Source organism: Methylobacterium phyllostachyos, from assembly GCF_900103445.1.
GTDB classification, from domain to species: domain Bacteria; phylum Pseudomonadota; class Alphaproteobacteria; order Rhizobiales; family Beijerinckiaceae; genus Methylobacterium; species Methylobacterium phyllostachyos.
Genome location: NZ_FNHS01000005.1, coordinates 63,043 through 89,743, shown reverse-complemented (window position 1 = coordinate 89,743; position 26,701 = coordinate 63,043). Strand labels below are relative to the sequence as shown.

The 26,701-nt window shown below is 71.8% G+C and carries 17 protein-coding genes; 12 read left to right on the top strand and 5 right to left on the bottom strand.

What is annotated here, in order from left to right; all coding sequences use genetic code 11:
* Positions 1 to 79 precede the first annotated feature (79 nt).
* Positions 80 to 7,372 carry an apolipoprotein A-IV repeat region-like domain-containing protein gene (locus BLQ49_RS09315; RefSeq protein WP_091715287.1) on the bottom strand — a complete coding sequence of 2,431 codons (7,293 nt, stop codon included), beginning with the start codon at positions 7,370 to 7,372 and terminating at the stop codon, positions 80 to 82.
* A gap of 328 nt (positions 7,373 to 7,700) precedes the next feature.
* On the opposite strand from BLQ49_RS09315, the gene BLQ49_RS09310 reads away from it, so the two are divergent.
* Together BLQ49_RS09310 and BLQ49_RS09305 are read left to right on the top strand one after the other, a co-directional pair.
* On the top strand, positions 7,701 to 8,003 hold the full coding sequence (locus BLQ49_RS09310) for an Hpt domain-containing protein (RefSeq protein WP_425283985.1): 303 nt from the start codon (positions 7,701 to 7,703) through the stop codon (positions 8,001 to 8,003).
* A 176-nt stretch (positions 8,004 to 8,179) separates the two neighbouring features.
* On the top strand, positions 8,180 to 8,500 hold the full coding sequence (locus BLQ49_RS09305) for a 2Fe-2S iron-sulfur cluster-binding protein (protein WP_091715284.1): 321 nt from the start codon (positions 8,180 to 8,182) through the stop codon (positions 8,498 to 8,500).
* Positions 8,501 to 8,674: 174 nt separating this feature from the next.
* On the opposite strand, the gene BLQ49_RS09300 is transcribed toward BLQ49_RS09305, so the two are convergent.
* Positions 8,675 to 9,850, bottom strand: coding sequence for a vWA domain-containing protein (locus BLQ49_RS09300; protein WP_091715283.1), 1,176 nt, complete (start codon positions 9,848 to 9,850; stop codon positions 8,675 to 8,677).
* A gap of 335 nt (positions 9,851 to 10,185) precedes the next feature.
* Here BLQ49_RS09300 and BLQ49_RS09295 point away from each other — a divergent pair, with 335 nt between their 5' ends.
* Positions 10,186 to 10,593 (top strand): hypothetical protein, encoded by a 408-nt coding sequence (locus tag BLQ49_RS09295; protein ID WP_091715281.1) that lies wholly within the window; start codon positions 10,186 to 10,188, stop codon positions 10,591 to 10,593.
* A 52-nt stretch (positions 10,594 to 10,645) separates the two neighbouring features.
* On the opposite strand, the gene BLQ49_RS09290 is transcribed toward BLQ49_RS09295, so the two are convergent.
* The gene (locus BLQ49_RS09290) at positions 10,646 to 12,496 is read right to left on the bottom strand and encodes a cation:proton antiporter domain-containing protein (RefSeq protein ID WP_091715280.1); all 1,851 of its coding nucleotides are present in this window, start codon (positions 12,494 to 12,496) and stop codon (positions 10,646 to 10,648) included.
* A gap of 287 nt (positions 12,497 to 12,783) precedes the next feature.
* Between BLQ49_RS09290 and BLQ49_RS09285 the strand changes: the two genes are divergently transcribed.
* From BLQ49_RS09285 to BLQ49_RS09270, 4 genes are all read left to right on the top strand, one after another.
* Positions 12,784 to 14,052 (top strand): ATPase, encoded by a 1,269-nt coding sequence (locus BLQ49_RS09285; RefSeq protein WP_091715279.1) that lies wholly within the window; start codon positions 12,784 to 12,786, stop codon positions 14,050 to 14,052.
* Complete coding sequence (locus BLQ49_RS09280; protein WP_091715277.1) at positions 14,049 to 14,690, top strand: hypothetical protein; 642 nt, start codon at positions 14,049 to 14,051, stop codon at positions 14,688 to 14,690. The genes BLQ49_RS09285 and BLQ49_RS09280 overlap by 4 nt, the downstream gene beginning before the upstream one ends.
* 205 nt (positions 14,691 to 14,895) lie before the next feature.
* On the top strand, positions 14,896 to 15,747 hold the full coding sequence (locus BLQ49_RS09275) for an AAA family ATPase (RefSeq protein WP_091715276.1): 852 nt from the start codon (positions 14,896 to 14,898) through the stop codon (positions 15,745 to 15,747).
* A gap of 76 nt (positions 15,748 to 15,823) precedes the next feature.
* A complete protein-coding gene (locus BLQ49_RS09270; protein ID WP_091715274.1) occupies positions 15,824 to 16,348 on the top strand; it encodes a SixA phosphatase family protein in 525 nt (174 codons plus the stop codon).
* Between the two features lie 47 nt (positions 16,349 to 16,395).
* On the opposite strand, the gene BLQ49_RS09265 is transcribed toward BLQ49_RS09270, so the two are convergent.
* A complete protein-coding gene (locus tag BLQ49_RS09265) occupies positions 16,396 to 17,427 on the bottom strand; it encodes an alpha/beta fold hydrolase (protein ID WP_091715272.1) in 1,032 nt (343 codons plus the stop codon).
* A gap of 194 nt (positions 17,428 to 17,621) precedes the next feature.
* On the opposite strand from BLQ49_RS09265, the gene BLQ49_RS09260 reads away from it, so the two are divergent.
* Together BLQ49_RS09260 and olsB are read left to right on the top strand one after the other, a co-directional pair.
* Positions 17,622 to 18,104 (top strand): Hsp20 family protein, encoded by a 483-nt coding sequence (locus BLQ49_RS09260; RefSeq protein ID WP_091715271.1) that lies wholly within the window; start codon positions 17,622 to 17,624, stop codon positions 18,102 to 18,104.
* Between the two features lie 146 nt (positions 18,105 to 18,250).
* Positions 18,251 to 19,252 carry a l-ornithine N(alpha)-acyltransferase gene (gene olsB / locus BLQ49_RS09255; protein WP_091715269.1) on the top strand — a complete coding sequence of 334 codons (1,002 nt, stop codon included), beginning with the start codon at positions 18,251 to 18,253 and terminating at the stop codon, positions 19,250 to 19,252.
* Positions 19,253 to 19,450: 198 nt separating this feature from the next.
* Here the strand turns inward: olsB and BLQ49_RS09250 are convergent, their stop codons facing one another.
* Positions 19,451 to 19,900 (bottom strand): RNA polymerase subunit sigma-70, encoded by a 450-nt coding sequence (locus BLQ49_RS09250; protein ID WP_091715268.1) that lies wholly within the window; start codon positions 19,898 to 19,900, stop codon positions 19,451 to 19,453.
* Positions 19,901 to 20,095: 195 nt separating this feature from the next.
* On the opposite strand from BLQ49_RS09250, the gene kdoO reads away from it, so the two are divergent.
* The 3 genes from kdoO (at position 20,096) to BLQ49_RS09235 (ending at position 26,679) form a co-directional block, all read left to right on the top strand.
* Positions 20,096 to 20,956 (top strand): Kdo hydroxylase KdoO, encoded by an 861-nt coding sequence (gene kdoO, locus BLQ49_RS09245; protein ID WP_091715689.1) that lies wholly within the window; start codon positions 20,096 to 20,098, stop codon positions 20,954 to 20,956.
* 16 nt (positions 20,957 to 20,972) lie between these two features.
* Positions 20,973 to 21,272: an antibiotic biosynthesis monooxygenase family protein gene (locus tag BLQ49_RS09240; RefSeq protein WP_091715266.1), complete on the top strand. Its 300-nt coding sequence runs from the start codon at positions 20,973 to 20,975 to the stop codon at positions 21,270 to 21,272.
* 118 nt (positions 21,273 to 21,390) lie between these two features.
* Entirely contained in the window at positions 21,391 to 26,679 is a 5,289-nt protein-coding gene (locus BLQ49_RS09235; protein WP_091715265.1) for an alpha-2-macroglobulin family protein, read from the top strand.
* Positions 26,680 to 26,701: the final 22 nt, after the last annotated feature.

Genomic DNA, 26,701 nt, shown 5'->3' with positions numbered 1-26,701 from the left:
CCTTCGTCATCAGTGCGCACGGACCGATGCGTCTCCCTCCCCCGCAGAGGGGGAGGGAGAGTCGGACGCCGGGATGCCACTATGCCCCGTCGAACCGCCCGCTGGCATGGGCCAGCATCGTGTAGACCTTGCCGGTCTCCGAGGTGAGATAGGCGTCGGTCCGCTTGGCGTCGCTGTCGTTCTTGACCACGTCGCCGAGCAGGCGCTCGAACTCGCTGACGTAGCGGTCGACGCTGCGGCGGAACTCCGCATCGCTCCGGTAGCGGCGCTGGATCTCCGTGAAGGTCGCCCGCCCCTGCGCGGTGTAGATGCGCGGGTCGAACAGGTTCGGCTCGCCACGGCGGTACCGCTCCCACAGGTCGACCGCGGTCCGATGCTCGATCATCTTGGCGATGTCGGTCGAGATCGTGTCGAGGGCGATCCGGCCGGTCTCCGCGGCCGCAACCGGGGACCGCCGCCCCGATGTGGCGGGGGAGGCGGGCGCCTCGATGGCCGGAGCCGCCTCCTCGTCGTCGTCCAGGGAGGCGCGGGTCAGCAGGTCGGACAGCCAGCCCCGCTTGTCCCCGGCCCGGGCCGGGCCGGTATCGCGAGCCGGCGCGGCCGGGCGCGATGCCTCGATCCGGGTCTGGCCGGAGGCGGCGGACCGCTGCACCGCCGGGGGCGTCGGCAGCGTCGGAGACGGCCCGACGGGGGCTGCAGGCGCAAAGGACGCGATGGGCGCCGCGGCCGGGGCGGGAGCCGGCGCCGCGACGGACCGCCCGCCACCCTCGGCGACCCGCCGCTGCGCCTGGGGCTGGGCGACATCGACCGACCGGCCGGAGCGGGAGACCAGGGACGAGAGCTCGTTGAGCGCCTTGATCTGGTCGGCCACCACCCGGCGCATCTCGCCCGTGGCGTCCTGGGTCTCGCGGGGCAGTTCGAGCACGCCCTTGGCCAGTTCGGCGCGGGTCGCGTCGAGTTCGCCGCGGATCGAGCCCGCCATCTCGCGGAGCGCCGAGAACGAGTCGCCGAAGCTGGCCTGGGCCTCCTGGAAGCCGGTGCGCATGTCGCGCGCCGCCTCCTCGAGGGCCTGCCGCACGCCCTGGGCGGCCTTCTCGCCCTCGGCGCTGGCGCTGTCCTTCAGGTCGGCGAAGGCGCTCGTCACCGAGGCTCCGGCGCCCTCCGCGGTCCGGGTCAGGGTCTCGCCGACGCTACGGGCGCGCTCCTCGGCGGCACGCAGGGTCTGCTCGATCGTCCGCTCCAGGGCCTTGCCGTTCTGCTCCAGGGCGGCGGCGCGGGACTCGAAGGCGGCGAGCGCCTCGGTCAGCGCCGTCTCGCGGCCCGAGAGGGCCGAACCCAGCCGCTCCTCGATGGCGGCGAGCGAGGCAGCAGCCCGGTCGAGGGTCGCCACGTGCGCGCCGGTCTGCTCCGCGAGGGAGCGGCCCCGTCCGTCGAGGGTCTCGGCGAGGCGGGAGGCCTCGCTCAGCGCCCCGTCGGCCGCGCCGCGCAGGGCCTCGACCTGGGACGAGACGCCGGCGCTCGCCCGGCCGGTCTCGGCCGCGATGCGCTCAAGGGCCGCCTGGACCTGCTCGATCCGGCCCGCGAGGCCCTGCTCGATCGCGCTGAGGTTGGTGTCGGCCCCGGCCACGAGGTCGCTGAGGGCACGGTTGGCCGCCTCGATCCGCTGGAGCAGGCTGCCGAGTTCCCGGCCCATCCGGTCGTTGGTCTCGAACAGTTCCGAGAGGGTGCGGCCGGCCCCGTCCTCGACGGCGGCACGCAGCAGCTCGGCCGAGGCCCGCGACTGCACGGCCAGTTCCTCGGTCCGCTCCCGCAGGGTCTCGGCGAGCGGCATGCCGGTCTCGGTGAGTGCCCGCTCGATCGCCTCGGCCCGGTCGGCCAGGGCGCGGGCGAGGTCGAGCATCGGCCCGTCGATGGCGCCGCGCAGGCGCTCGACATGGCCTTCCAGGGCATCGCCGACATTGCGGCCGCTGTCGTCGAGGCCGGCCAGCAGGGCGCCGCCCCGCTCCTCGATGGCGCGCACCAGCGCCTCGGCGCTCTCCGCGAGGCGGCGCGACAGGGCCTCGCCGCGGGCATCCACCAGGGCGCCCAGGGCATCGGTGCGCCGCTCGAAGGCGGCCCCCAGCGCCTCGATGCGGGCATCGATCAGGCCGCCCAGGATCGCCTCGCGCCGGCCGAGCGTCTCGGCGAGCGCCGCGTTGTGGGCGTCCACCTGCTCGGCATGGGCACGCGCCCGCTCGTCGAGGGCGGCGACAAGGTTGGCGGTGCGCTCGTCCACGAGGCTCGCGAAGGCCTCGTGGCGGTCGTCGAAGGCGTTGGCCAGGGTGTCGGCGCGCTGCGCCACCAGGGTCGCGAACAGCCGCATCCGGCTGTCAATGCGCTGGGTGAAGGCATCGGCGCGGGCATCGACGCCCTGGGCCAGGGCCTCGCTGTGCTCCGCCACGGCCTGCGCCAGGGACGTCGCGCGGTCCTGCACGACCTCGTCGAGGGTGCGCAGGCGGGTGTCGAACACCTCAACCAGGGCTCCGGTGCGGCCGTGGGCGGTTTCGATCAGGGCCTGGCTGCGCTCGTCCAGCAGCCCCTCGATCGCCGCGCGGGCCTCCTCGAAGGTGGTCCGCAGGGCCGCGATCCGGGCATCGACCCGCTCGGACACGTCGCGGCCGGTCCCCTCGACGATCGCCCCGAGGCGCGTCTGAACCCGCTCGAACAGGGCCTGCAATTCGCCCGTGCGCTCCCGCAGGGTCTCGGCGATCTGGCCTTCGCGCGTCTCCAGCAGGCCCGCGATGGCGGGGTGCGCATGGTCGATGGTCGCCTGGAGCGCCTGGGTCCGCTGCTCGATCGTGCCGGCGATCTGGCGGCCACGGACATCGACGAGCCGGTCGATCTCGCCCTGCGCCCGCTCGAACAGACCCTGCAGGTCGGAGAGGCGGTTGTCGAGCACGTCCGCCATCTGGCTGGGCGCCGCGTCGAGGGTCGTGCGCAGGGTCTCGGTCCGGACCGCGATCGCGTCGGCGACCTGCTGACCGCGGACATCCACGAGGTCGCGCAGACCGGCTTGAGCCTCCTCGAACAAGGTCTGGAGACGCTGCGTGCGCGCGTCGAGGGTGGCGGCGAGCTGGCGCTCGCGGGTCTCGACCAGCGCCGAGACGGCGGCCGGCGCCTCCTCCAGGACCGTACGGAGCGACTGGATGCGCGCGTCCACCGTGGCGGCGAAGCGGCCGCCGCCGCCCTCCACCAGGGCGTCGAGGGCACCTTGAGCCTCCTCGAACAGGGTGCGCAGCGCCTGGGCCCGGGCGGTGAGCGTGTCGGCGAGGCGGTTGCCGCGCCCCTCGACCAGGGTCTCGAGATGGCCGAGCCGCTCGTCGAACAGGCTGCCGAGCTGCCGGGTCCGGTCATCCAGGGCGCCGGTCGCGGTGCCGAACACGCCCTCCAAAGCGGCGACCAGCGCCTGACCGCGGCCGTCCAACGCGTCGTTGATCGGGCCCATGCGGCCGTCGAGGGTGGCGGCCAGGGTACCGGCGTGACCGTCCAGCATCACGCGGATCTGGTTGGTGCGGTCGTCCAACAGGGTGTGGACCGTGCGCACGCCGTCGTCGAGCAGACCGCTGATATCGGCGGTGCGGCTCGACAGGGTATGGCCCAGGCGGCCCTCGCCGTCGTCGAGCATCCGCTCGGCATCCGCGATGGTCTGCTGCAGCTTGGCCAGCACGCTCTCGCCGCGCTGCTCGATCAGCTCGGACAGCGACGTGCCGCCGCGGTCGAACAGGCGGGCCAGCTCGGTGATCCGGCCGCCGATCGCCCCGAACACCGCCCGGCCCTTCTCGTCGAGCTCGCCCGACAGGTTGGCGATGCGCTCGTCGATCTGGCGGGCCAGAAGGTCGGCGCGCTCCGCGAAGGCGGCACGGACTGCCTCCGCGCGGGCGGCCAGCGCCGCGTCGGCGCTCTCGGTGCGCTCGTCCACCAGACGGACGAGGGCCTCGCCGCGGGCCGACAGCGCGGTCTCGAGGCCGTGTGTGGCCTCCTCGATAGTCGCCGTGAGGGCGCGAACGCGCTCCGCCATGGCGCCGTCGAGGCCGCCGGTCCGGTCGGTGATCGTCGCGACGAGGTCGCGGGTCCGGCCGGCCAGTTCCTCATCCACCGCGCGGGTGCGGGCCTCAATCACGCGGATCGTCTCGAAGGCCTGCACGCCAAAGCTCTCGTCCACCAGGCGGGCGCGCTCGTCCAGAGAGTCGGCGATCGCCTGGAGGCGGCCGATCACGCCGGCATCGAACTGGCCAGCGCTCTCCTCGATCCGGCGGGCGATCTCGCCCGTGTGCCGGGCGATGTCCTGCCCGAGGCCGGAGGTGCGGCCCTCCAGCATCTCCGTGAGGCCGCGGTGCCCCTCGGCCATGATGCGCGCCATCTCGTCGGTGCGGGCGCGTAGGGTCTCGTCCACCGCGGTGGCGCGGGTGCCGAGATGGCTGTCGATATGGCCGACGAGCTCCGCCACGGCCGCGCCAATCTCGGCGGCCCGCTGCGCGGAACGCTCCTCCAGACTGCCCAGATGAGCCTCGATCAGGCTGCCGGCCTCCTGGGCCCGGGCCGTGATCGTCTCGGCCACGGCCTGGCCTTTGCCGGTCAGCAGGCGATCCACCTCCTCCAGCCGGGCGCCGACGGTCTCGCCGAGCGCCGCGGTGTCGCGGCCGATCCGGTCGGCCAGGATATCGCCGCGGGCGATGGTCTCCTGCAGGGCGGCGAGGCGGCTGCCCAGGGTCTCGTCGATCGCCCGGACACGGCCGTCGGCGGTCTCGGCGAAGCTCGCGCCGGTCTGGCTGAGGGTGTCGGCGATGCGCGCGCCCTGGCTCGCCACGGCGAGCACGATGTCGCGGCCCGTGCCGCTGATCCGGGCCTGGGTCTCGTCGGCGTGGCCGGCGAGCAGCTCGGCGACGCTCCGTCCGTGCTCGCCGAAGGCCGCCTCCATCTCGCCGATCCGGGCGGCGAGATCGGTCGAGATCGCGCGGGCGGCCTCGGCGAGGCTGCCGGTGGCCTCGCCGGTGCGGGCGGCGAGTTCGCGGTTGAGGTCCTCGAGAGCGGTGCGGACGGCGGAGACCGCCTCTGTGCCGCGGGACCCGAGATCCGTGCCGGCACGGTCGGCGGCTTCGAGGAACCGGGCCATGAGGGCGGCGGTCTCGGCCTCGACGGCACCCGCGACCTCGGTCGAGGCCGTGCGCAGGGTCTCCAAAGTAGCAGCGAGGCGCGCGGCGGCGTCCCGGGTCTGCGCCTCGGCGGCGGTGCCGGTCTGCTCGGCGGCGACGCGCAGCGACTCGGCCGCTTCCTCGGTCCGCGCCACCAGGGCGGCTGCGGACTCCGCGAGCCGCCGTTCGAGAACCCGTACGGCCTCCAGGGTCCGGGCCTCGACCGCGCCGGTGGCGGCCTCGGCGGTCCCGTTCAGGGCGGTGGTGGCCTCCTCGGCGCCGCGCCGCAGCGCCGCGACCGCCTCGGCGGTGCGGCCGTCGATCTCGCCCGTCAGATTCTCGAGCGTGCCGCGCAGGGACTGGACCGCGCCGGCCGCCCCCGTCTCGAAGCCCCGGCCCAGGGCCGAGAAGGCGGATTCCAGGTTGGCTGCGACCGTCTCGGTCCGCTGCGCGATACCGCTGCCGGCGCGCTCGGCGGCGGCGGCGACGCGGGTTTCCAGATCGGCCGCCCGCACCGTCACGGTCTCGTCAAGGCGGGTCGCGATGCCGTCCATGCGCTCGGCGACGGCACTACCGCGCTCGGTCAGCGCGTCGGCGATCCGCTCGGCAATGCCGATCAGGTCGTCGCGCACCGCGGCGACCCGGGCCGTCAGGGTCTCGCCGACGCCGCCCGCTGCGAGCGCCAGGGCGGCCTGCGCGTCGCGGCCACGGCCCTCGATCGTCTCGGCGACCGACAGGCCCGCGCTCTCGATCTCGGCGCGCAGAGCCGTGCTGCGGCCAGCGATGTCCTGGGCGAGGGCCGAGCCGGTCTCGGCGAAGCGGGCCGTGATCTCGGCGCCCATCGCGCCGAACCGGTCGGTCAGCTCGGAGCCACGGGACAGAAACACGCTCTCCAGCCCGGTCGCCGAGCGCTCGAAGCTGTCGCGCACCGCGCCGGCCTGGCGTTCCAGCGCCGCGCCGACCTGTGCGCCGGTCTCCTCGATGCTGCGGGTCAGGGTGCCGGCATTCTCGGTGAGGCGACCCGCCAGGGCGGTACCGGCGGCCTCGAAGGCGCCGGTCGCCTCGCTGGCCCGGCTCTCGAAGGCGCGGGTCAGACCCTCGCCGACTTCCCGGAGCGTGCCGCGCACCGCCTCGCTGGTGGAGGTCAGGTTGTCGATCAGGTCGCTGCCGCGGGCATCCATCAGGCCGACCACCCGGTCGCCGGCCTCGCCGAGGGAGGCGGTGATGGCGGCACCGCGGGTCTCCAGGGCGCCGGTCACGCGCTCGCCCGCGCCGGTCAGCGCCGTCACGATCCGGTCGGACGCCCCCTCCAGCTCCTGGCTGAGGCTCTGGTGCGAGCCGGTGATGGCGTTGCGCACCCGGTCGGCATTGGTGACGATCGCCTCGCGCTGGGCGACCAGCTCCTCGACGAGGGAGCGGATGCGGATCTCGTTGTCGGAATAAGCGCGCTCCAGGGTGGCGATCTCGCCGCGCACTAGGGTCTCTAGCTCGCCCGCGCGGGCGAGCGCCCGCTCCACGCCGTCGCCCACCGCCGCCACCTCGCGGCGGACGGTCTGTGACATGGTGAGCACCGCGTCGGTGGAGAAGCTCTCGGGCTCGGCCAGACGCACCGCGACCTCGCCGACCGCCCGGGCGACGAGGCGCATCTCCTGGGCGCGGACCGCCAGCATGGCGGCGATCACGAACAGCACCACCGGGCCGAACAGAGCCGCGGCGCCCACGCTCGCCTGGAGTGCGGTGAGCCCCGCGACGACGCCGCGCAGGTCGCCCCCAGACTTCGTCCAGGCGATCAGCACGAGGGCGCCGATCCAGGCGAGGCCGGCGGCGAACGCAAAGAGATAAGGCTTGGGCGAGGAGCGCACCCGCAGGGTCTGCTGCAGGATGCCGATGTTGCGCCGGTCGTCGTTGGCCACGAGTGACCGGTCGGGAGGCAGCAGGCCGCCCTCGCGGCGCGGGCGTTCCAGGCCGGGCGGGGGCAGATCGGAGGCGAGCGGCGGATCGAGGTCGAGGCGCGGCGGCATGGTCCGGCCGGCGGCGTCGAGCCCCCCGTCGAGCAGCGGATCGGCGTCACCGACGTCGGGCAGGCGCGGCTCAGCGCGGCCTTCGAGGCCGGTCGGCGTCAGGGCGTCGAGGTTCAGCGCCTGCTCAATGGCAGAGAGCGCGGCCTCGGCCGGGTCCTTCAGCTTCTTCTCGGTCGCCATTCAACGCCTCGTGACACGGGTTCACCGGCACCTTGGGGGAGGCTGATGCCGGAGACGCAACACCCCGTTTACCATTACAAGATTAGACCTGGGCAGCGATTGCCGATACCCGAGTCCCCGGTCGGCCCCAGAAAACGTTAACCGAATGGTTACCGACCCTGCCGCTCCCCGCCTCCACATCGTGCCGCAGGGGAGGGGTCCGGCGCGATCCCCCGCCGGCGAATCAGGGGGTGAATTGTGTGGATCAGATCCGCAATCCCCAGAGAACACCGAGTCCGCTGGGGCCGGCCGGCCCCCGATCGACGATGCGATCGCCGCAGCGATCGACTTGGCGGCCCTCGACGCCCAGACCGGCGGCGACGCCGATCTCGCCCGCGAGGTCCTGGACCTGTTCGCTGGTCAGTGCCGGTCGATCCTGCCCCGGCTGACCGATCCGGCCCTGTCCCGGGCCGAGCGCGCCGACCTCGCCCATACGCTCAAGGGCTCGGCCGCGGGCGTCGGAGCCGCGCGGGTCCACGCGCTGGCCCATGCCGCGGAGGCGCACCTGCGCGGGGCGGGGCAGGTGCCCCTGGACGACCTCGCGGACGCAGTCGATGCGGCGCTCCGCGCCATCGCGGAGGGGCGAGCCTGAGGGCGTCGCCGGCCTCCGGAGGCCGCGCGCAGCGATCCGAAACGGAGCGTGCCGCGATGCGGCGATCGATCCGCGACGGGTGTCAATCGCCGCGCTTGCATTCCGAGGGTTCAACCGCCAAGCAGTCACGCCGCCCGTTGGACTGGTTTTGCCCGACGCGAGCCCGGAGCCTCAGCATGCCCAAGATCACCTACGTCGACCACGCCGGGACGGAGCGGACCGTCGAAGGCAGTGTCGGCGCGACCGTGATGGAGACGGCTCTGCGCAACAACGTGCCGGGCATCGACGCGGAATGCGGCGGTGCCTGCGCCTGCGCCACCTGCCACGTCTACGTCGCCGATGACTGGATCGAGGCGGTCGGCAAGGCGCAGGACATGGAGCAGGACATGCTCGATTTCGCCAGCGACGTGCGCGAGAATTCCCGCCTCTCCTGCCAGATCAAGATCACCCCGGCGCTCGACGGGCTGGTGGTGACGACGCCGTCGCAGCAGGGCTGAGACGGCAGCCGTTCAGGCCGTTCGATCGATCCCTCTCCCGGCGACGCGAGCGCAGCGAAGCGACCCAGGGCAGCACGACCTTATAAGCGTGGCGCAGCTGGATTGCTTCGCTGCCTCGCAAAGATGGCGGCCCCGGCTCACGCGCCCTTCGGATGAGGCGGCATCAATTGCCCGTTACCGCACCAGCGCCCGCGCCGCCGCGTCGAGCCCCTCCAGGGTCAGCGGGAACATCCGGCCCGAGACCAGCCGCTGCACCATGCCGATCGACTGCGTATAGCCCCAGTGCGTCTCGGGCACCGGATTGAGCCACGCCGCCTTCGGGAAATGGTCGAGGAGCCGCTGCATCCAGACCGCGCCGGCCTCCTCGTTCCAGTGCTCCACCGAGCCGCCGGGCGTGGCGATCTCGTAGGGGCTCATCGAGGCGTCGCCCACGAAGACGAGCCGGTAGTCGCTGCCATAGGTGCGGATCACGTCGAGCAGCGGCGTCTTCGCCTCGTGGCGCCGCCGGTTCTCGGTCCAGACCGCCTCGTAGGGGCAGTTGTGGAAGTAGTAGTGCGCGAGGTGCTTGAACTCCGAGCGCGCCGCCGAGAACAGAGCCTCGGCCTGCTCGATGTGCCAGTCCATCGAGCCGCCGACATCGAGGAACAGCAGCACCTTCACGGCGTTGCGCCGCTCCGGCCGCAGCTTCACGTCGATGTAGCCCTGGCGGGCGCTCGCGCGGATCGTGTCGTCGAGGTCGAGTTCCTCGGCCGCCCCCGTCCGGGCGAAGCGGCGCAGGCGCCGCAGCGCGAGGCGCATGTTGCGGGCGCCGATCTCCCGGTCGTCGTCGAGGTCCTTGAATTCCCGCTTGTCCCAGACCTTTACGGCCCGGAAGTTGCGGTTGCCGTCCTGGCCGATGCGGATCCCTTCCGGGTTGTAGCCGTAGGCGCCGAACGGCGAGGTCCCGCCGGTGCCGATCCATTTCGAGCCGCCCTGGTGGCGCCCCTTCTGCTCGGCCAGCCGCTGCTTCAGGGTCTCGAACAGCTTGTCCCAGCCGAGCGCCTTCAGCTCCGCCTTCTCGGCCTCGGTCAGGTACTTTTCCGCGAGCTTGCGCAGCCACTCTTCGGGGATGGGCGTGGCCTCAACAGCCTCCCCGAGGGTCTCCAGCCCCTTGAACACGGTGCCGAACACCCGATCGAACCGGTCGAGATGCGCCTCGTCCTTCACGAGCGCCGTGCGCGACAGGAAGTAGAACGCCTCGACATCGTGCTCCGCGAGCCCCCGGTCGAGGGCGCCCAGCAGGGTCAGGTACTCCTTCAGGGAGACGGGGACCTTGGCGTCCCGCAGGGCGGTGAAGAACTGCAGCAGCATCCGAGAGAAACGCGCCAGTTGGTGATGCGGGTCAAGTCCAGGCGAATCGGGCCCACTGGGTCCGAGCTTGGCAGGACTGTTTGGAATCGAGTCCGAATCTTCGCGGATGGTCGACAGGATTCAGCGCCCCGCGCAGAGTCGATTCCGACACCGGGGAGAGTCTCTTCGGCCTCGCGATCCGCAGAATCTGGGCATAAGTGGCCGAATCTGTTGATATGTGCCGTGGCACCCCTCGTGCAGTCACGCAATCGGTCATGGGAATCGCTCAACTCGACGGATCGAGTGGGTGCGGGCGCGGCGACGCGGGCCGTACAGGGCGAGCGAGGAGACCTGCGATGGCGGTCGTCCTGCAGAATCTGACGGACTTCAAGCGGTTTCTCGGGAAGCCGGGCGCAACGATTCAACTGGTGCGCAATACCTTCATGGACCGCCAGCCCGAGGCGACGCAACAGGCTTACCGGGACAAGGGCATGTACGCGCCACGGGCCGTGCAGGCCCTGTCGCGCAAGGCCGCGGTGTTCACCCTCCGGGGCTATCCCGGCACGGTCTGGCTCTACTGGGACAAGGGCGCGCGCGGCTGGCGCTTCTCCGGCGACACCGTGACGGTGCCACTGGTGACCGGACTGGGACCAGCCGACGAGCTGGTCTACCGGTGCAGCTTCGCCGAGGGGTTCGAGCCGGCACCGCGCAGCCGCGCCGTGCGGCGTCCCAAGGTTGAAGAGGCCCAGCCCGCCTTCGTTTGACGCGGCGCGCCCGCATGTACCCGCGGGCGCCCGTCCGACCGCTCTGCGGGCCTTACGCCTCCTGGCCGGCCGCCGCCTGAGGCTCGGGCTCCCGCTTGACGGGAGCGGGCTTGCCAAGCGCCTTGCCCACGGTGCGGCGGGCTCGGAAGATCGGCTTCGCCTCGTTCTCGCGCTTCTTCAGCAGGGCGCGGTACTCGTCCCGCCGCTCGTGGATCGACGCGATCACGAGTCCCATCGGCACGCCGACATCGACCAGCACCGCCTCCGACAATTGTAGCGAGGCCTCGATCGTCTCCGGCACAGCGTCGTCGACGCCGAGCTCGTAGAGCGCCGTGGCGTGGCGGGCGTCGCGGGCCCGGGCCACGATGGTCAGGTCCGGCCGCTCGGCGCGGGCCGCCGCCACCGCCGCCTCGACGGCGCGGGGATTGTCGAGGGTCACCACCAGGGCCCGGGCCGAGGCGATGTCGCAGTGGCGCAGGATCTCGGTGTTGCCGGAATCGCCGAAATAGACCGGCTTCCCGGTGCGGCGCTGCTCGGCGACCCGGGCGGGGTCCGAGTCGAGCGCGAGATACGGGATCTTGTGCCGCTCCAGCATCTCGCCGACCTGCCGGCCGACGCGGCCGAAGCCCGCCACGATCACCCGGTTCTCCACCCGTTCGGGCAGCGGTTCCTGCGCCCCCGCGGCGGCCTGGGCCTGGGCGGTCGCCCGCAGCTTGAGCCGCCGACCGATCGCCGCGAACGCCGGGATCATGATCATCGTGACGGTGGTCACCACCAGGGCGGCGGCCCCGACCTCCTCGGGTACCAGCCCGGTGGCCATGGCACCGCCGATCAGCACGTAGGCGAACTCCCCGCCCGGCCCAAGCAGCAAAGCCGTCTCGATCGCCACCGGCCGGGGGATCTTCATCACCGGGGCGGCCATCACCACCACGGCCCCCTTGATCAACACCAGGGCGAGCGACAGGCTCAGGATCGCGCCCGGCGTCGCCATGAGCTGGGCCGGATCGAGGTTCATACCCACCGAGACGAAGAACACGCCGAGCAAGAGGCCCTTGAACGGGTCGATCGTCGCCTCGATCGCCCGGCGGTACTCGGTCTCGGCGAGCAGCAGCCCGGCCACGAAGGCGCCGAGCGTCATCGACAGGCCGCTCGCCGCCGCGGTCAGGGCCGTGCCGACGATGACGAGGAGGCAGGCCGCCATGAACAATTCGGTCGAGCGCGTGCGCGCGACCAGCTGGAACAGCGGGCGCAGGGCGAGGCGGCCCGCGATCACGATCAGCACCAGCGCGACCGCCGCCTGGCCCAAAGCCATGGCCAGCGCCCAGCCCTTGTCGCCCCCGTCGTCGCGGCCGAGCACCGCGATGGCGAACAGGGCCGGGGCCACCGCTAAGTCCTGGAACAGCAGCACCGCGAAGCTCGTGCGCCCGGTCGGCGCGTTGAGCCGCTTCTGCTCCGCCAGGACCGGAAGCACCACGGCGGTGGAGGAGAGCGCGAGCCCGATCCCCACGATCGTGGCGCCGACCAGCGGCACGTTGAGCCCGTAGAGGATCATCGCCAGGACGAGCGTGGAGCAGCCCACCTGCAGCGACCCGAGGCCGAAGACCAGCCGCCGCAGGGTCCTCAGGCGCTCCCAGGACAGCTCGATCCCGATCATGAACATCAGGAAGATCACGCCGAACTCGGCGAGGTGGGAGATCTCGGCCCGGTTGCCGATGGTGAAGAGGTGGACGAAGGGATAGGCCTCCGCCAGACGGCCGAGGCCGTAGGGTCCGAGCAGGGCGCCGGCACCGATGAAGCCGAGCACCGGCGAGATCCGCAGGCGGTGGAACAGCGGCACCACGATCCCCGCGGTGACGAGGAACAGGATCGCTTCCTTGTAGGAACCCGGGTGGACCTCTGGCATCGGCGGCGGATCGAACCTCGTCTCTGGCGGCGGCGGGGATGCCGATCACGGCTGCGCGATCATGGGTCCCCGCTCCACCCGGAGCAATCGAATTCCCGGCCTGGGCACGTGTGCTGCGACACAAGCCGGATACATGAACCGGGTGAGACATTTCGGCCACCCGGGCGGCAGACCCGGTATCGTACAGTGCAGGCGTGCAACGTGGCCCAAAATCGGCACAATGCGCGCATACACGCAGGAGTTAAACCGGGGTTAAGCTCGGCTGGCTGTGCCCGGAACCGGACCCGATGGATGTGACGAGGCCGATGATCTCCATCAAATCGATCTTTGCGGGTCCCAAGGCGCCCCCCAACCGCGACCGGAAGCGCGAGCAGCGCGAGTGGAAGCTGGAATCGGACCGCTGGCGCCACCAGCGCCACGTCGATCGGGGCTACCGCGTCAAATGGGGCTACGTGGCGATCGCCTACCTCGTCGAGTTCATGGTGATCGGCGCCTCGCTCTGGGGCGCGTGGCTGTTCGCGGGCGTGTACAGCGATGGCGACTGGCACGCCTTCTACTTCATGCTGCTGGCGCCGATGGTCTACGCCGCGGTGGAGCTGTGCCGGGTGCCGCTCGGCATCCTGGCGCGCACGCAGCGCTCGCATTTCGTGCGCGGGCTGGCGGTCCTCGGCATCATCTTCGCGGCCGGCGTGACCACCAAGTCGGTGTCGCAGCTCGGCGAGATGATGTTCCATCCCCGCCTGATGGAGGCCGCCAAGGCCAAGACCGCCCTGAAGGACGCCCAGGCCGACCGCGCCACGATCGGCGACCGCATCAAGGCCGCGGATGAGCGCGTCGCGCAGTACACGGCCGAGCTCGATCAGATCGAGAAACGCTCGGCCGACAACGCCCAGCAGCTTGCCGGCCTGCCGGCCCAGCGCTGCGAGCGGGTCTTCGGCACCAACAGCAAGGGCCGGAAATATCAGAACTTGAAATGCCTCGCCGACCCACGGGTCGCCGCCCTGTCGGCGCAGGTCAGCAAGGCTTCGGCCGACCGCGCCGCCCTGATCAAGAACCTCGAGGAAGCCCGCAAGGCGCGGACGGAACTCGATCCGGGCGCCGCCGACCGGCGGGTGGCCGATGCCGAGCAGGGCTACCGCAACGCGGTCAACCGCTCGCAGCTCCACTCCTTCACCGCGATGGTGTACGGCGTCGATCCGATCGACGTGACCGAGAGCCAGGTTCACGCCTTCCTGCGGATCTTCGTGTTCGTGCCGGCGGTCTGCGCCGCCTTCGCATCCACGATCCTGGCCCTCTGCGCGGTCTCGACCCGCCGGACCTTCATGGACGAGGACGACCTCGGCGCCGCCGTGAACCCCGAGGCCGCCCCCTACATGCTGGACGCGATCGCCGACGCCCTGCGCTCGCATCCTGAGCCGATCCTGCCGCGGGCAGCCAACGCGGCCAACGCCTCCGGCGCGGTGATCCCGATGAACCGGCCGGCGCCGGGCCAGCAGGCCCTGCCCGGACAGACGGCCCAGAGCCCGACCCTGCCAGCCGCGGGAGCCGGCGCATGAACTACGTGACCGGCGGCACGCCTGAGAACGTCGCCCTCGCTCAGCAGGTGAATTCCCGCCTGCGAGCGGATTCGAGCTACGTCGCCGCCCGGGCCTTCCTGTTCCGGGCTTTGGGCTTCGGCGCCTTCCTGTGCCTCACCGGTGTGGGCGTGGGCGCGGCGGCCTATGGCTGGGCGACGCTCAACCAGTTCGACACCGCAGCGGAAAAAATCGCCTCCGCCATGCAGGCCGCGCTGTCGGACGTGACCCTGAAGACCAAGGGCGAGGTCACGCTCACCGACAACACGCTCAAGCTCGAGGGCCTGCCCAAGGCCGCCGGCACCCCGACCCCCACCAAGGCGCAGCTTGGCAGCGACGCCGCCCCGGCCTCGAAGGCCGCGGTGAACACCACCTTCACGGTGTTCAAGCAGGTGCCCTACCTCGACGGGCAGATCGTGACCGGCTGGAATTTCAAAGACAACGCCGACCAGCCCTACCAGCAGTACTGCTACTTCTCGCGCCGCTCCAACGAGTCGAAGGGGCAGGTCGAGATCAAGATCGACCTCGCCATGGACGGCAAGACCCTGCCGCAGCCGCAGAAGTCGGATGTGAATCTGGAGATCCTGGCCCGGAACTGCGTCTGGCACGAGAAGGGCTGAGATCGCTCGCGGCGTTACCGTCCTTGCGAGCGGAGCGAAGCAATCCAGGGCAGCGCCACGCCTCGGAACGTCGCGCTACCCTGGGTCACTTCGCTTCGCTCGTGATGACGGGACCCGGACAGACCCAGCTGGAAGGGCTCGGCGCTTGCAGCCCGGCCGCGCCCCGCGCTACCCGTGACCCCAGGCCAGCCTCTCCGAGACCGCGATGCGCTTTTCCGGCACCGAGACCTACGTCGCGACCCCCGACCTCACCGCGGCCGTCAACGCCGCCGTGGTGCTCGAACGCCCGCTCCTCGTGAAGGGCGAGCCCGGCACCGGCAAGACCGTGCTGGCGGAGGAAATCGCCAAGGGCCTGAACGCGCCGCTGATCGTCTGGAACATCAAGTCGACCACCAAGGCCCAGCAGGGCCTTTACGAGTACGACGCGGTCTCGCGCCTGCGCGACTCGCAGCTCGGCGACCCGCGGGTCTCGGACATCGGCAACTACATCCGGCGCGGCAAGCTCTGGGAGGCGTTCACCGCGCCCGAGCGCCCGGTCCTGCTGATCGACGAGATCGACAAGGCCGACATCGAGTTCCCCAACGACCTGCTCACCGAACTCGACCGGATGGAGTTCCACGTCTACGAGACCGGCGAGACCGTGAAGGCCGTGCGCCGGCCGATCGTGATCATCACGTCGAACAACGAGAAGGAGCTGCCGGACGCGTTCCTGCGCCGCTGCTTCTTCCACTACATCAAGTTCCCCGATTCCGAGACGCTGCAGCGGATCGTCGACGTCCACTATCCGGGCATCAAGCACCGCCTCGTCGAGGAGGCCCTGCGGACCTTCCTGGCGATGCGCGAGGTGCCGGGCCTCAAGAAGAAGCCCTCGACCTCGGAACTCCTCGACTGGCTGAAGCTCCTCGTCTCGGAGGACATCGCCCCCGAGACCCTGCGCGAGCAGGACGGCCGCAAGCTGATCCCGCCGCTGCACGGGGCGCTCCTGAAGAACGAGCAGGATGTCAGCCTGTTCGAGAAGCTCGCCTTCATGATGCGACGCGAGCAGCGGGGCGGCTGACGCGCGCCGCGCTTTCGGCTAACCGGCGTCGGGAGACCGCGGAGCCGGTCCGGAATACTTGCCAGAGGCTGACGTCATGCGCAGGCTGATCCTGTTGCGGCACGCCAAGTCGGATCGTCCGGCGGGCGTCGCCGATCACGAGCGTCCGCTCAACGACCGCGGCCGCAGGGCCGCACCGGCCGTGGGCGCCCACCTCGCTGAAGCGGGCCTGCGGCCGGACCTCGCCCTGGTCTCCACCGCCACCCGCACCCGCGAGACGTGGGAGGCGATGGCGGCCGCGCTCGGTAACGTCGAGACCCGCTTGCAGCGCGAGATCTACGAGGCCCCGGCGAACCGGATCCTGCGGGTGATCCGGGACGCACCCGACAGCGCCGCCACGGTGATCGTCGTCGGCCACAATCCGGGCCTGGGCGACCTCGCATCGGACCTGGCCGGGGAGGGGCCCCGCGCCGCCCGCAACCGCCTTGGCCTGGAATTCCCCACCGCCGCGTACGTGGTGATCGATTTCGACACCGACCGCTGGGCCGACATCGCCCCGGGGCAGGGGCGTCTGGACCGGTTCGTCCGCCCCCGCGACATCAATCCGGACCTGGGCGGCTGAATCGTCCGGGATCCCAAAGGGCTGAGCCCTTTTGAAACCCTCGCCCGTCAGGCCACCGGCACCGCGGCATGCGTGGCGACCTCCGCGTGGGAGGGCAGGGGGGAGCCCGGCACGAAGGCCTCGAAGGCCGCCCAGAAATCCTGCCGGATCGCCTCGCGCTCGGACAGGATCTCGTGGCGCGCATCCGGCAGCACCAGGATGTGCCCGGCCTTGAGCCGCGCCGCGAAACGCTCGGTGTCGGGGGTGCCGCAGACCGGGTCGGCGCCTGCGGCGATGATCAGGGTCGGCAGGGTGATGCGCGGCGCCGCCCGCGGATCGCGCAGGCGCGCCATCGCCCGGAACGACTCGGCGAGCCACGCGATCGTCGGGTCGCCGACCGCGCCCGCGCCGACCTGCCGGGCCGCCGCGGCGTTGCGGGCGTAGCGGACGGGGTCCCGCGTAAGGCGGTTGCCCGGATAGGGGTTGGTGGCGATCGAGACCGGCTTGCCGAACGGGATGTAGTGGCTTCCAAGGCCCAGCCGGTCCAACCCCCGCGACAGAAGAGACGCCGCCGCCGGCCAGCGGATCATCCGGATCGACAGCATCGGCGCCACCGTCACGAGGCGCTGGAACGGCAGCCAGCCGTCGAGCGCCCCGAGCAGCGCGACGCACCCGCCCATCGAGTGGGCGAGCCCGATATGCGGCTCCGGCATCAGCGGGCGCAGGACCGTCTCGGCCACGGCCCGCAAATCGAGCCGGTAATCGTCGAAGCGGGCGACGTGACCCTTGTGGGGATCGTCCACCCGCCGGTCCGACTCGCCCTGGCCGCGCCAGTCGAAGGCGACCACCGCAAAGCCCCGGGCGCGCAGATCGCCGATCGTCTCGTAGTATTTCTCGATGAACTCGGCCCGGCCCTGCAGCAGGCAGATCGTGCCCCGGCAGGTGCGCGTCGTGGCCTGCCAGTAGGCCGCCCGCAGGGTGCAATCGTCGCGCGTGCCCACCGCGATCAGGGTGCCGCCGGGCGGGACCGGATTGTCGGGCGTGTCGTGCAGCGTCAGGAGCGGCGGCTCCCCCCCGGCCTTACGCTCGAACCGTCCCATGGACTCACCTCACGCACAGCCACGCTCCGCGCAAGCGTAGCGAAAAAATCTCGCTTTTCCCTCCGGACCGGGGTCTTGAACCCCGATTTTCCCCCTCCGATATCTCGTCTGTGCCGGCCATCTGGCGGCACGGAAGACGGGTCCGGCCCCTCGGGGCGGACCGGAATTGCATGTTGCTCACACGAGGATATGTCATGCGTCAGTTCGATCTCGCGCCCCTCTACCGTTCGACCGTCGGCTTCGACCGGCTGTTTTCCGCGCTCGACCAGTTCGCCAGCGCTGAGGCTGCGCCCACCTACCCGCCCTACAACATCGAGCGGACCGGCGAGAACGCCTACCGCATCACCGTCGCGGTCGCCGGCTTCACCGAGGCCGACCTGTCGATCGAGGTGCGGGAGAACGCGCTCACGCTGAAGGGCGAGCGCAAGGCCGAAGGCAAGGCCGAGTTCCTGCATCAGGGCATCGCGGCCCGCTCCTTCGAGCGCCGCTTCCAGCTCGCCGACCACGTCCAGGTGACGGGTGCGGCCCTGGAGAACGGCCTCCTCCACATCGACCTCGTCCGCGAGGTGCCGGAGGCGAAGAAGCCGCGCCGCATCCAGATCGCCACGGCGGGCCGCGCCAGCGCCCCGGTGATCGAGGGTGATGTCCGTACCGACTCGGTCCAGCAGGCTGCCTGATCGCGCCTCCTGCGCCCCTTGATCGTTTAAGAGCGCCCCGGCCCCTGGCCGGGGCGCTTTCATATGGCGACTGTCATAATGGCGTGTCCACGTCGTGCTCTGATTCCGCTGGGACAGTGCACGACGCACCCGGAGTGAACCGGATCATGGTCGCCAATCTCGCCCGCGGAGCCTACAGCGCGCTCGGTGCCGGCTGGCATAAAGGCGTGCAGTGGGGCGTCGGCGCACCGATCGCCAAGCTGCGCCGCCGGCACCTGCATCCGCGAGGTTTCGAGGGGGCCCCGGCCGGCATCGCCGACATGCTCTCGGCCCACCAAGCGATCCGCCTGCCCGAGCCGTTCGCGGGGCGCAGCCTCGGTCGCATCGGCCACCTCGAAGTGCGGCTCGCCCGAAAGAAATCCGAGATCCGCCGGGCCCAGCGCCTGCGCTTCAAGGTCTTCTACGAGGAGTTGTCGGCGGTGCCGACCGGGCTCGCGGCCCTGTCGCGCCGGGACGCCGACGGCTACGACGCGATCTGCGACCACCTCCTCGTCCTCGACCACACCCCGCCGAAGCGGAAGAAGCCCTTCGCCAAGCCCCGGCCGAAGGTGGTCGGCACCTACCGCCTGCTGCGCAGCGACGTGGCCGCGCGCCACGCGGGCTTCTACTCCGAGAGCGAGTACGACCTCGCGCCGCTGCTCGCCGCCCAGGGGCATCGGCGGATTTTGGAACTCGGCCGCTCCTGCGTGCTCAAGCCCTACCGCAGCAAGCGCACCGTCGAACTCCTGTGGCAGGGGATCTACGCCTACGTTCTGCACCACCGGATCGACGCGCTGATCGGCTGCGCCAGCCTGGAGGGCACCGATCCGGACCGGCTGGCGCTGCCGCTGGCCTTCCTGCACCACCATGCCCGCGCCCCCGAAGGCTGGCGGGTCCGCCCGCTGCCGGAGCGCGCGGTGGCGATGGACCGGCTGCCGAAGGAGGCGGTGGATCCGAAGGCCGCCCTGCAGGCGCTGCCGCCCCTGATCAAGGGCTACCTGCGCCTCGGCGCGACCTTCGGCGAGGGCGCGGTGATCGACCGGCAGTTCGGCACGACGGACGTGTTCGTGACGCTGCCGGTGGAGGTGATCGGCGCGCGCTACCGAGGGCATTTCGCGCCGGCCGGGTGAGGGGGCGGATCGGGGATCCGGGAGGGTCTCCTCCGCCGCTTGGGGTCCCCGCTTCGGGAAGACCCGCTACCTGCACGACGCCTCTACGTCTTTGCGAGCGGAGCGAAGCAACCCAGGGCAGCGCGACATCGGTGCGTGTGGCGCCGCTGGATTGCTTCGCTCCGCTCGCAAAGACGGAACAGGTCCCGCAGCAGATCTTTACAAATCCCCCAGCGCCAGCTGCCCCTGGTTGCGCGCCTTCGGCGGCGCGGCCTTGCGCTCCTTGGGCCGGCTGGAGGCGGCCCGCGCGACGGGCGGCTTCTTGGGCTTCGGATCACCGCGCATCCGTGCCACGGCCTTGTCGCGGGCCACCGCCTCGGGGGCGGTCGGATCGTCGGTCAGCCACTTGCCGCGCTTGATCACCTCGTTCACCCGGCCCTGATTCACCCCGACCTTGAAGGCGATCTCCTGCTGGGTCATGCCGGTCGTGGCGTGCAGGTCCAGGATCGCCCGGGCGAGCTCAGGGGTCATCTTCTGGCCGGTGAGCCGCCGGGCCGGCTTGACCGTGCGGGTCGCGCGGTCACGCTCGCGCAGGCGCTCAAGAAGCGCCAGCGCCATGTTCATGCCGTGCTCGCGCAGGGCTTCCTCGAATTCCTTCAGGGTCGCCATCGGCGCCATCCTCCGCCGGGTCTAGAGCCGGTCACATGCTGGAGAACGTGGCGGGAACGGCCCGGTTTCGCAAGCCGAGCCGGACCGGTCCCCAGGATGGCCCCGGGTCATCCACCGGAAATGCGGGCTCTGGCCTCCCCGCGGCCGCTCCGCTACAGCGATCGGCATCCGACACGGCAGGGCCAGCCCGGCACGATGATCAGTCCGATCCGCAGAGTCGCCCCCGGCGAGACACCCGCGTCCCTGGCCCGGGAGCTGGAGGCCGGGGCGGTGCTGCTGTTCCCGGATCTGCCCTTCCCGTTCACGGAATTCGAGCGCCGCTTCACCGAGCGGCCCTTCGCGGACGGCAAGGCCAAGAACGTCAACATCCGCGGCGAGGCGGCGGAGCTGCGCGGCGGCGCTGGCACCCCGGAGGAGCAGGAGGCCCTGCGCCAGCTCCTGATCCGCTACCGCGCCTTCGCCCGCGACCTGATCGGCACCTACCTGCCCGACTATGCCGACCGGGTGAGCCTCGCCGGCACCTCCTACCGCCCCTTCGATGTCGATCGGCGCAAGCTCAGCTGGCGGCGCGACGACACCCGGCTGCACGTCGATGCCTTCCCGTCGAACCCGATCGGCGAGAAGCGGATCCTGCGGGTCTTCCGCAACATCAACCCCGCCGGGGAGCCGCGCCGCTGGCGGGTCGGCGAGGATTTCGGCGCGATGGCAGAGAAATTCCTGCCGCGGCTGCCGGGTTATTCGCCGCTCTCGGCAAGCCTGCTGGCGGCGCTCCGCGTCACCAAGGCGAGGCGCTCGGAATACGACCACCTGATGCTGCACCTGCACGACGCGCTCAAGCAGGACGCGGCCTACCAAGCCTCGGCGCCCCAGGCCGACGTGGAATTCCGCCCCGGCGAGACCTGGGTGACCTTCTCGGACCTCGTGATGCACGGGGCGATGGGCGGCCGCTACATGCTGGAACAGACCGCCTACCTGCCGGTCGCCGCCCAGGCCGACCCCGCCCTGAGCCCACAGCGCATCCTGGCGGCCAAGCTCGGCCGCCCCCTTCGGACCTGAGAGAGGAACGTCACCCATGATCCTCGAGATCGCGCAGATCGAGATCAAGCCCGGCCTGGAGGCCGAATTCGAAGCTGGCATCACGCAGGCTTCGGCGATCTTCAAGGAGGCCAAGGGCTGCCGGCACTTCGAGGTCCGACGCTCGATCGAGCACCCGCAGCGCTACCGCCTGCTGATCCACTGGGACACGCTGGAGGCCCACACCAAGGACTTCACCGGCTCGCAGCCCTGGCAGGATTACCGCGCCCTGGTCTCGCACTGCTTCGCCGGGCCGGTGTCGGTGGAGCATGCCGAGCAGGTGCTGAAGGCGTTCTGAGCGGAACCGCCCGCCCCACGCCACCCCACGGCGTTGCGGCGGGATGAGCCGGTGCTAGGCTCCCGCACGACCGGCCCCGAAGCGAATCGTCGGGGCGACGGCAGATGGGGATAGGCTGATGGCGCGGCTCGGACGGCTTGCGGGGGCCCTGGCGCTTATCGGATGGGTCACGGCCGGGCCGGCCCTCGCGCAGAACGCGGCCCGCGTCACGCCGCGGCCGGCGGCCGCCGCGCCCGCCCCCTTCGCCAAAACCTTCGTCTGGACCGACGTGGCCAGCGCGGCGGTGCGGCTCGAGACGGCGCTCAAGGCGGAGGCCGGATCGTCGACCCGGCCGGCGGCCCAATCCCTCACGGCCGGCCAGACGCTGCTCGCCGCCGGGAAGCCGGATCAGGCCCTCACCGCGCTCACCGCCGCGGTGGCGGCCGACCCGGCCGATCCGCGCAGCTGGCAGGCCTATGCCCGCGCGGCCTCGGCGGCATCGGAGATCCGTCCGGAGACCGATTATCAGGGCCGGGCGCGCCTGCGGGAACGGGCAGCCACCGCCGCCTATCGCGCCTACGAGCGGGCCGGCACGGCCGCCGACGCCGCGGCGTCGCTGGCGCTGCTGGGGGCCGCCGAGGCCGGGCGGGAATCCTGGCGCGCCGCCCTCGACGCCTACGCGGCGAGCCTCGCGCTCGACGAGGACGAAGCGGTCCGGGAAACCTACGACACCCTGCGGGCCGAGCACGGCTTCCGCATCCTCGGCTACAAGGTGGATTCGGATGCCGCCGCCCCGCGGGCCTGCTTCACCGTCTCGGAGCCCCTGATGCCCAAGACCGACTACGCGCCCTTCGTGGCCGTGTCGGGCTCGAGCGCCGCCGCCGTGACCGGCGAGGGGTCCCAGATCTGCGTCGACGGGCTCAAGCATGGCGGGCGCTACGCCATCGTCCTGCGCGAAGGCCTGCCTTCCAGTGTGGGCGAGAGCCTGCTGAAGTCCGCCGACTACGAGATCTACGTCCGCGACCGCGCCCCGCAGGTGCGCTTCACCGGCCGCAACTACGTCCTGCCGCGGACGGGTCAGGCGGGCATGCCCCTGGTGTCGGTGAACGCTCCGAAGCTCGATGTCGAGCTGCTGCGCATCGGCGATCGCGGCCTGCTGCCGGCCCTGCGCTCCGAGGATTTCCTCGGCCAGCTCAGCGGCCTCAACGCCCGCACGATCGCCTCCGAGAAGGGCCAGCGCGTCTGGAAGGGCACCCTCGACACCGCCAAGGCCGAATTGAACCAGGAGGCGGTCACCGCCTTCCCGGTCCTGCAGGCCGTGGGCAAGCTGGAGCCCGGCCTCTACGTGATGCTGGCCCGGCCCTCCGGTGCGGCCCCGGCCGACGACGAGGGCTACGAGACCCAGGCGACGCAGTGGTTCGTCGTCTCGGACCTGGGGCTGACCGCCACCAAGGGGCGGGACGGGGTCCACGTGGTCCTGCGCTCGCTGGCCTCCGCCCAGGTCATGCCCGGCGCCGAGATCCGGCTGATCGCCCGCAACAACGAGGTGCTGGGCACGCGCACCACGGATGCGCAAGGGCACGCCGCCTTCGATCCGGGGCTCGCCCGCGGAGAGGGCGGCACGGCGCCGAGCCTCGTGGTGGCCCAGATCGGCGGCGATTACGGCTTCCTCGATCTCAATCTCGGCGCCTTCGACCTCACCGACCGCGGCGTGAAGGGTCGGCCCGAGACCGGCGGCCTCGACGCCTACCTGTTCCCGGAGCGCGGGGTCTACCGGACGGGCGAGACCGTGCAGCTCACCGCGCTCCTGCGCGATGCCCGCGGCGCGGCCGTGCCGGACCTGCCGCTGACCCTCGTGGTCAAGCGGCCGGATGGCGTCGAGTATCGGCGCGTCTCGGTGCCCGATCAGGGGCTCGGCGGCCGGGCCCTGCCGCTGCCGCTCCTGTCGGGGTCCATGCACGGCACGTGGCGGGTCTCGGCCTACACGGACCCGAAGGCGCCCGCGATCGGCGAGACGAGCTTCCTCGTGGAGGATTATGTCCCCGAGCGGCTTGAGGTGAGCCTCAAAGCCCGGCAACCCGCCCTGCATCGCGGGGAGGAGGCGCAGATCGACGTCGCCGCGCGCTACCTCTACGGCGCCCCCGGCGCGGATCTCGAGGTGTCGGGCAGCGTCGTGGTGCAGGCGGCCGCGACGAGCGGCATCAAGGGCCTGGACGGCTACGTCATCGGCCTCGACGACGAGGCCGTGGAGCCGGCCACCCAGGAGCTTCAGGAGCACGCCACCACGAACGCGCAGGGCAGCGCCATCGTCGCGGTTCCGGTGCCCCAGGTCGCGGCCCCGCGGGCGCTGGAGGCGAAGATCACGCTAGCGGTCGGCGAGCCGGGCGGGCGGGCGCTGTCGCGCAGCCTGACCCTACCGATCCTCCCGGCCGGCCCGGTCCTCGCCCTGCGCAAGGGTTTTGCGGAGCTGAGCGACGGTGGGAGCGCGGCCTTCGACGTGGTGCTGGCGGCTCCTGAGGGCGCACTCCTCGCCCAGCCGGGGGTGAGCTGGACCCTGTCGCGGATCGACGTGTCCTACCAATGGTACCGGGCGGACGGGCGCTGGTCGTTCGAGCCGGTCAAGACCGCCCGGCGCGTTGCCAGCGGTACGGTCGATCTCAAGGCCACCGGTCCGAGCCGGATCGAGGCGCCGGTGGGGCTCGGGCGCTACCGGCTGGAGGTCGCGGCGCCGAGCTCGCCCGAGGCGGCGGCGAGCCTCGGCTTCGATGTCGGCTGGGGCGGATCCCAGACCGCGGAGGCCCCGGACCTCCTCGATCTGACCCTCGACAAACCCGCCTACGCGGCGGGCGACACCCTGCGGGCCAAGCTCAGCTCGAAGTTCAAGGGTCAGGCCAGCCTGATGGTGGTCAGCGACCGGGTGCACGAGACCGTGGAGGTCAGCGTGCCGGAGGGCGGCACCACGGTGAGCCTGCCGGTGAAGGCCGAATGGGGCGCCGGCGCCTATCTGGTCGCCACCGCCTACCGGCCCCTCGATCAGGCGGCCAAGCGCCTGCCCGGGCGCGCGGTCGGGCTGGCGTGGTTCTCGGTGGACCGGGAGCGGCGCAGCCTCGGCGTCTCCGTGACGGCACCCGAGCGCGCGCGCCCGCGCCAGGACCTGACCCTGCCGGTCCAGCTCATGGGGCTGAAAACCGGCGAGGCGGCGCGGATCACCGTGGCGCTGGTCGATGTCGGCATCCTCAACCTGACCCGCTACGCGGCGCCGGACCCGACCCAGTACTTCCTCGGCCAGAAGGCGCTCGGGCCGGAATTCCGCGACCTCTACGGGTACCTGATCGACGGCATGCAGGGCTCGGCCGGGGCGATCCGCTCCGGCGGCGATGCGGGGGGCGGCGAGCTCGCCGACTCACCCCCGACCCAGGCGCCGCTCGCCCTGTATTCGGGCGTCGTCACCGTGGGGCCGGACGGCGCGGCGCGCGTCACCTTCCCGATCCCGGCCTTCAACGGCACCGGCCGCGTGATGGTCACCGCCTGGAGCGGCGACCGGGTCGGGCAGGCGCAGGCCGACGTAATCATCCGCGATCCGGTGGTGCTCAGCGCGACGCTGCCGCGCTTCCTCGATACCGGCGACCGCTCGCGGCTGTTCGTGGCCCTCGACAATGTCGAGGGGCAGGCCGGCGACTACACGGTGGATCTCGCCCCCGCCGGCCCGGTCGTGGTCGGTGCCAGCGCGCTGCGCCAGACCCTGCGGCTGGAAGCCGGCGCCAAGGGCCAGTTCGCGATTCCGCTCACCGCCGCCGGCCCGGGGACGGCCCGGCTCGACCTCGCTCTCTCGGGGCCGGGTCTTCCGACCGCCCTGAACCAGAGCTTTGCCCTCGGGATCTCGGCGGGGACCGGCGCCCTGCTGCGCCGCTCGGTGCGCAGCCTCGCTCCCGGCGCGAACCTGACGCTCACCCCGGACCTCCTCGCCGAGCTGCAGCCAGGGACGGGCAGCGTCTCGCTCTCGGCCACGCCCCTGCCGGGGGTCGACGTGGCCGCCCTGCTCCGGGCGCTCGACCGCTACCCCTACGGCTGCTCCGAGCAGGTGGTGAGCCGGGCGATGCCGCTGCTCTACGTCAACAAGCTCGCGGCTCTGGAAAAGCTCGCCCTCGACGCGGGGGCGGACGAACGGGTGCGCGAGTCGATCGAGCGCTTGCTCGCCCGCCAGGATTCGAGCGGTGATTTCGGCCTGTGGTCGGCGCAAGGATCGAGCGACCTCTGGCTCGACGCCTACGTGACAGACTTCCTCACCCGCGCCCGGGAGCGCGGCTTCGCGGTGCCGCAGAAGGCTTTCGCCCAGGCCCTCGACTACCTGCGCAACGCGGTGGCCAACGCCACTGAGGTACGCAACGGCGGCGGCGACCTCGCCTATGCGGCCTACGTGCTCGCCCGGAACGGCCGGCCCGTGATGGGCGACCTGCGCTATCTCGCCGACACCAAGCTCGCCGACTTCTCCTCCGCCCTCGGGCGGGCGCAGCTCGCCGCTGCCCTGGCGCTCCTCGGCGATCGCGGACGGGCGGCCAAGGCGATGGACGCGGCGCTGACGATGCTGCGCCGCGAGCGGGACAAGGGCCTGTACCGCGCCGATTACGGCTCGCGCCTGCGCGACGGGGCCGGGCTGATCACCCTGGCGGCCGAGAGCGGGCTCGCGCAGGGGGCCCTCGCTCCGGTCGCGGCCGTGCTGGACGAGGAGCAGCAGGGCGACCGGGCGACGAGCACGCAGGAGAATGCCTGGCTGGTGCTGGCCGCCGAGAGCCTGTCCAAGGAGGCGGACGCCCTGTCGTTCAGCCTCGACGGCGCGCCGCAGACCGGGACCCTCGCCAGAGTCTACCGGGAGGCGACCCTGGGCGACCGGGGCGTGCAGCTCACCAATACCGGCCGCAACGCCGTGCAGGTGGCGGTGACCGTCAACGGCAGCCCCCTGGCACCGGAGCCGGCGGCGCAGCAGGGCTACACGATCGAGCGGAGCTTCCGGCGCCTCGACGGCAGCGTCGTCGATCCGGCGGGCGGCCTGCGCCAGAACGACCGGCTGGTGGTGGTACTCAAGGTCACCGAGGCCAAGGCCGAGAGCGCGCGGCTCCTGCTGGTGGATCCGCTGCCGGCCGGCCTGGAGATCGACAACCCGAAGCTGCTCGACGCCGACGCGCTCCAGGGACTCGCCTTCGCCAAGTCGGACGTGCAGCCGGTCCACACCGAGTTCCGTGACGACCGGTTCGTCGCGGCCTACGACCGCGATCCGAGCCAATCGGCCTTCTTCACCGTGGCCTACACGGTGCGGGCGGTCTCGCCCGGGACCTACGTGCATCCGGGCGCCACCGTGGAGGACATGTACCGGCCGGCGCGGTTCGGGCGAACCGCCTCAAGCAGCGTGACGGTTGGCGCGGCGAAGTAGGACGGGTGGCGTTTGAGCGCTT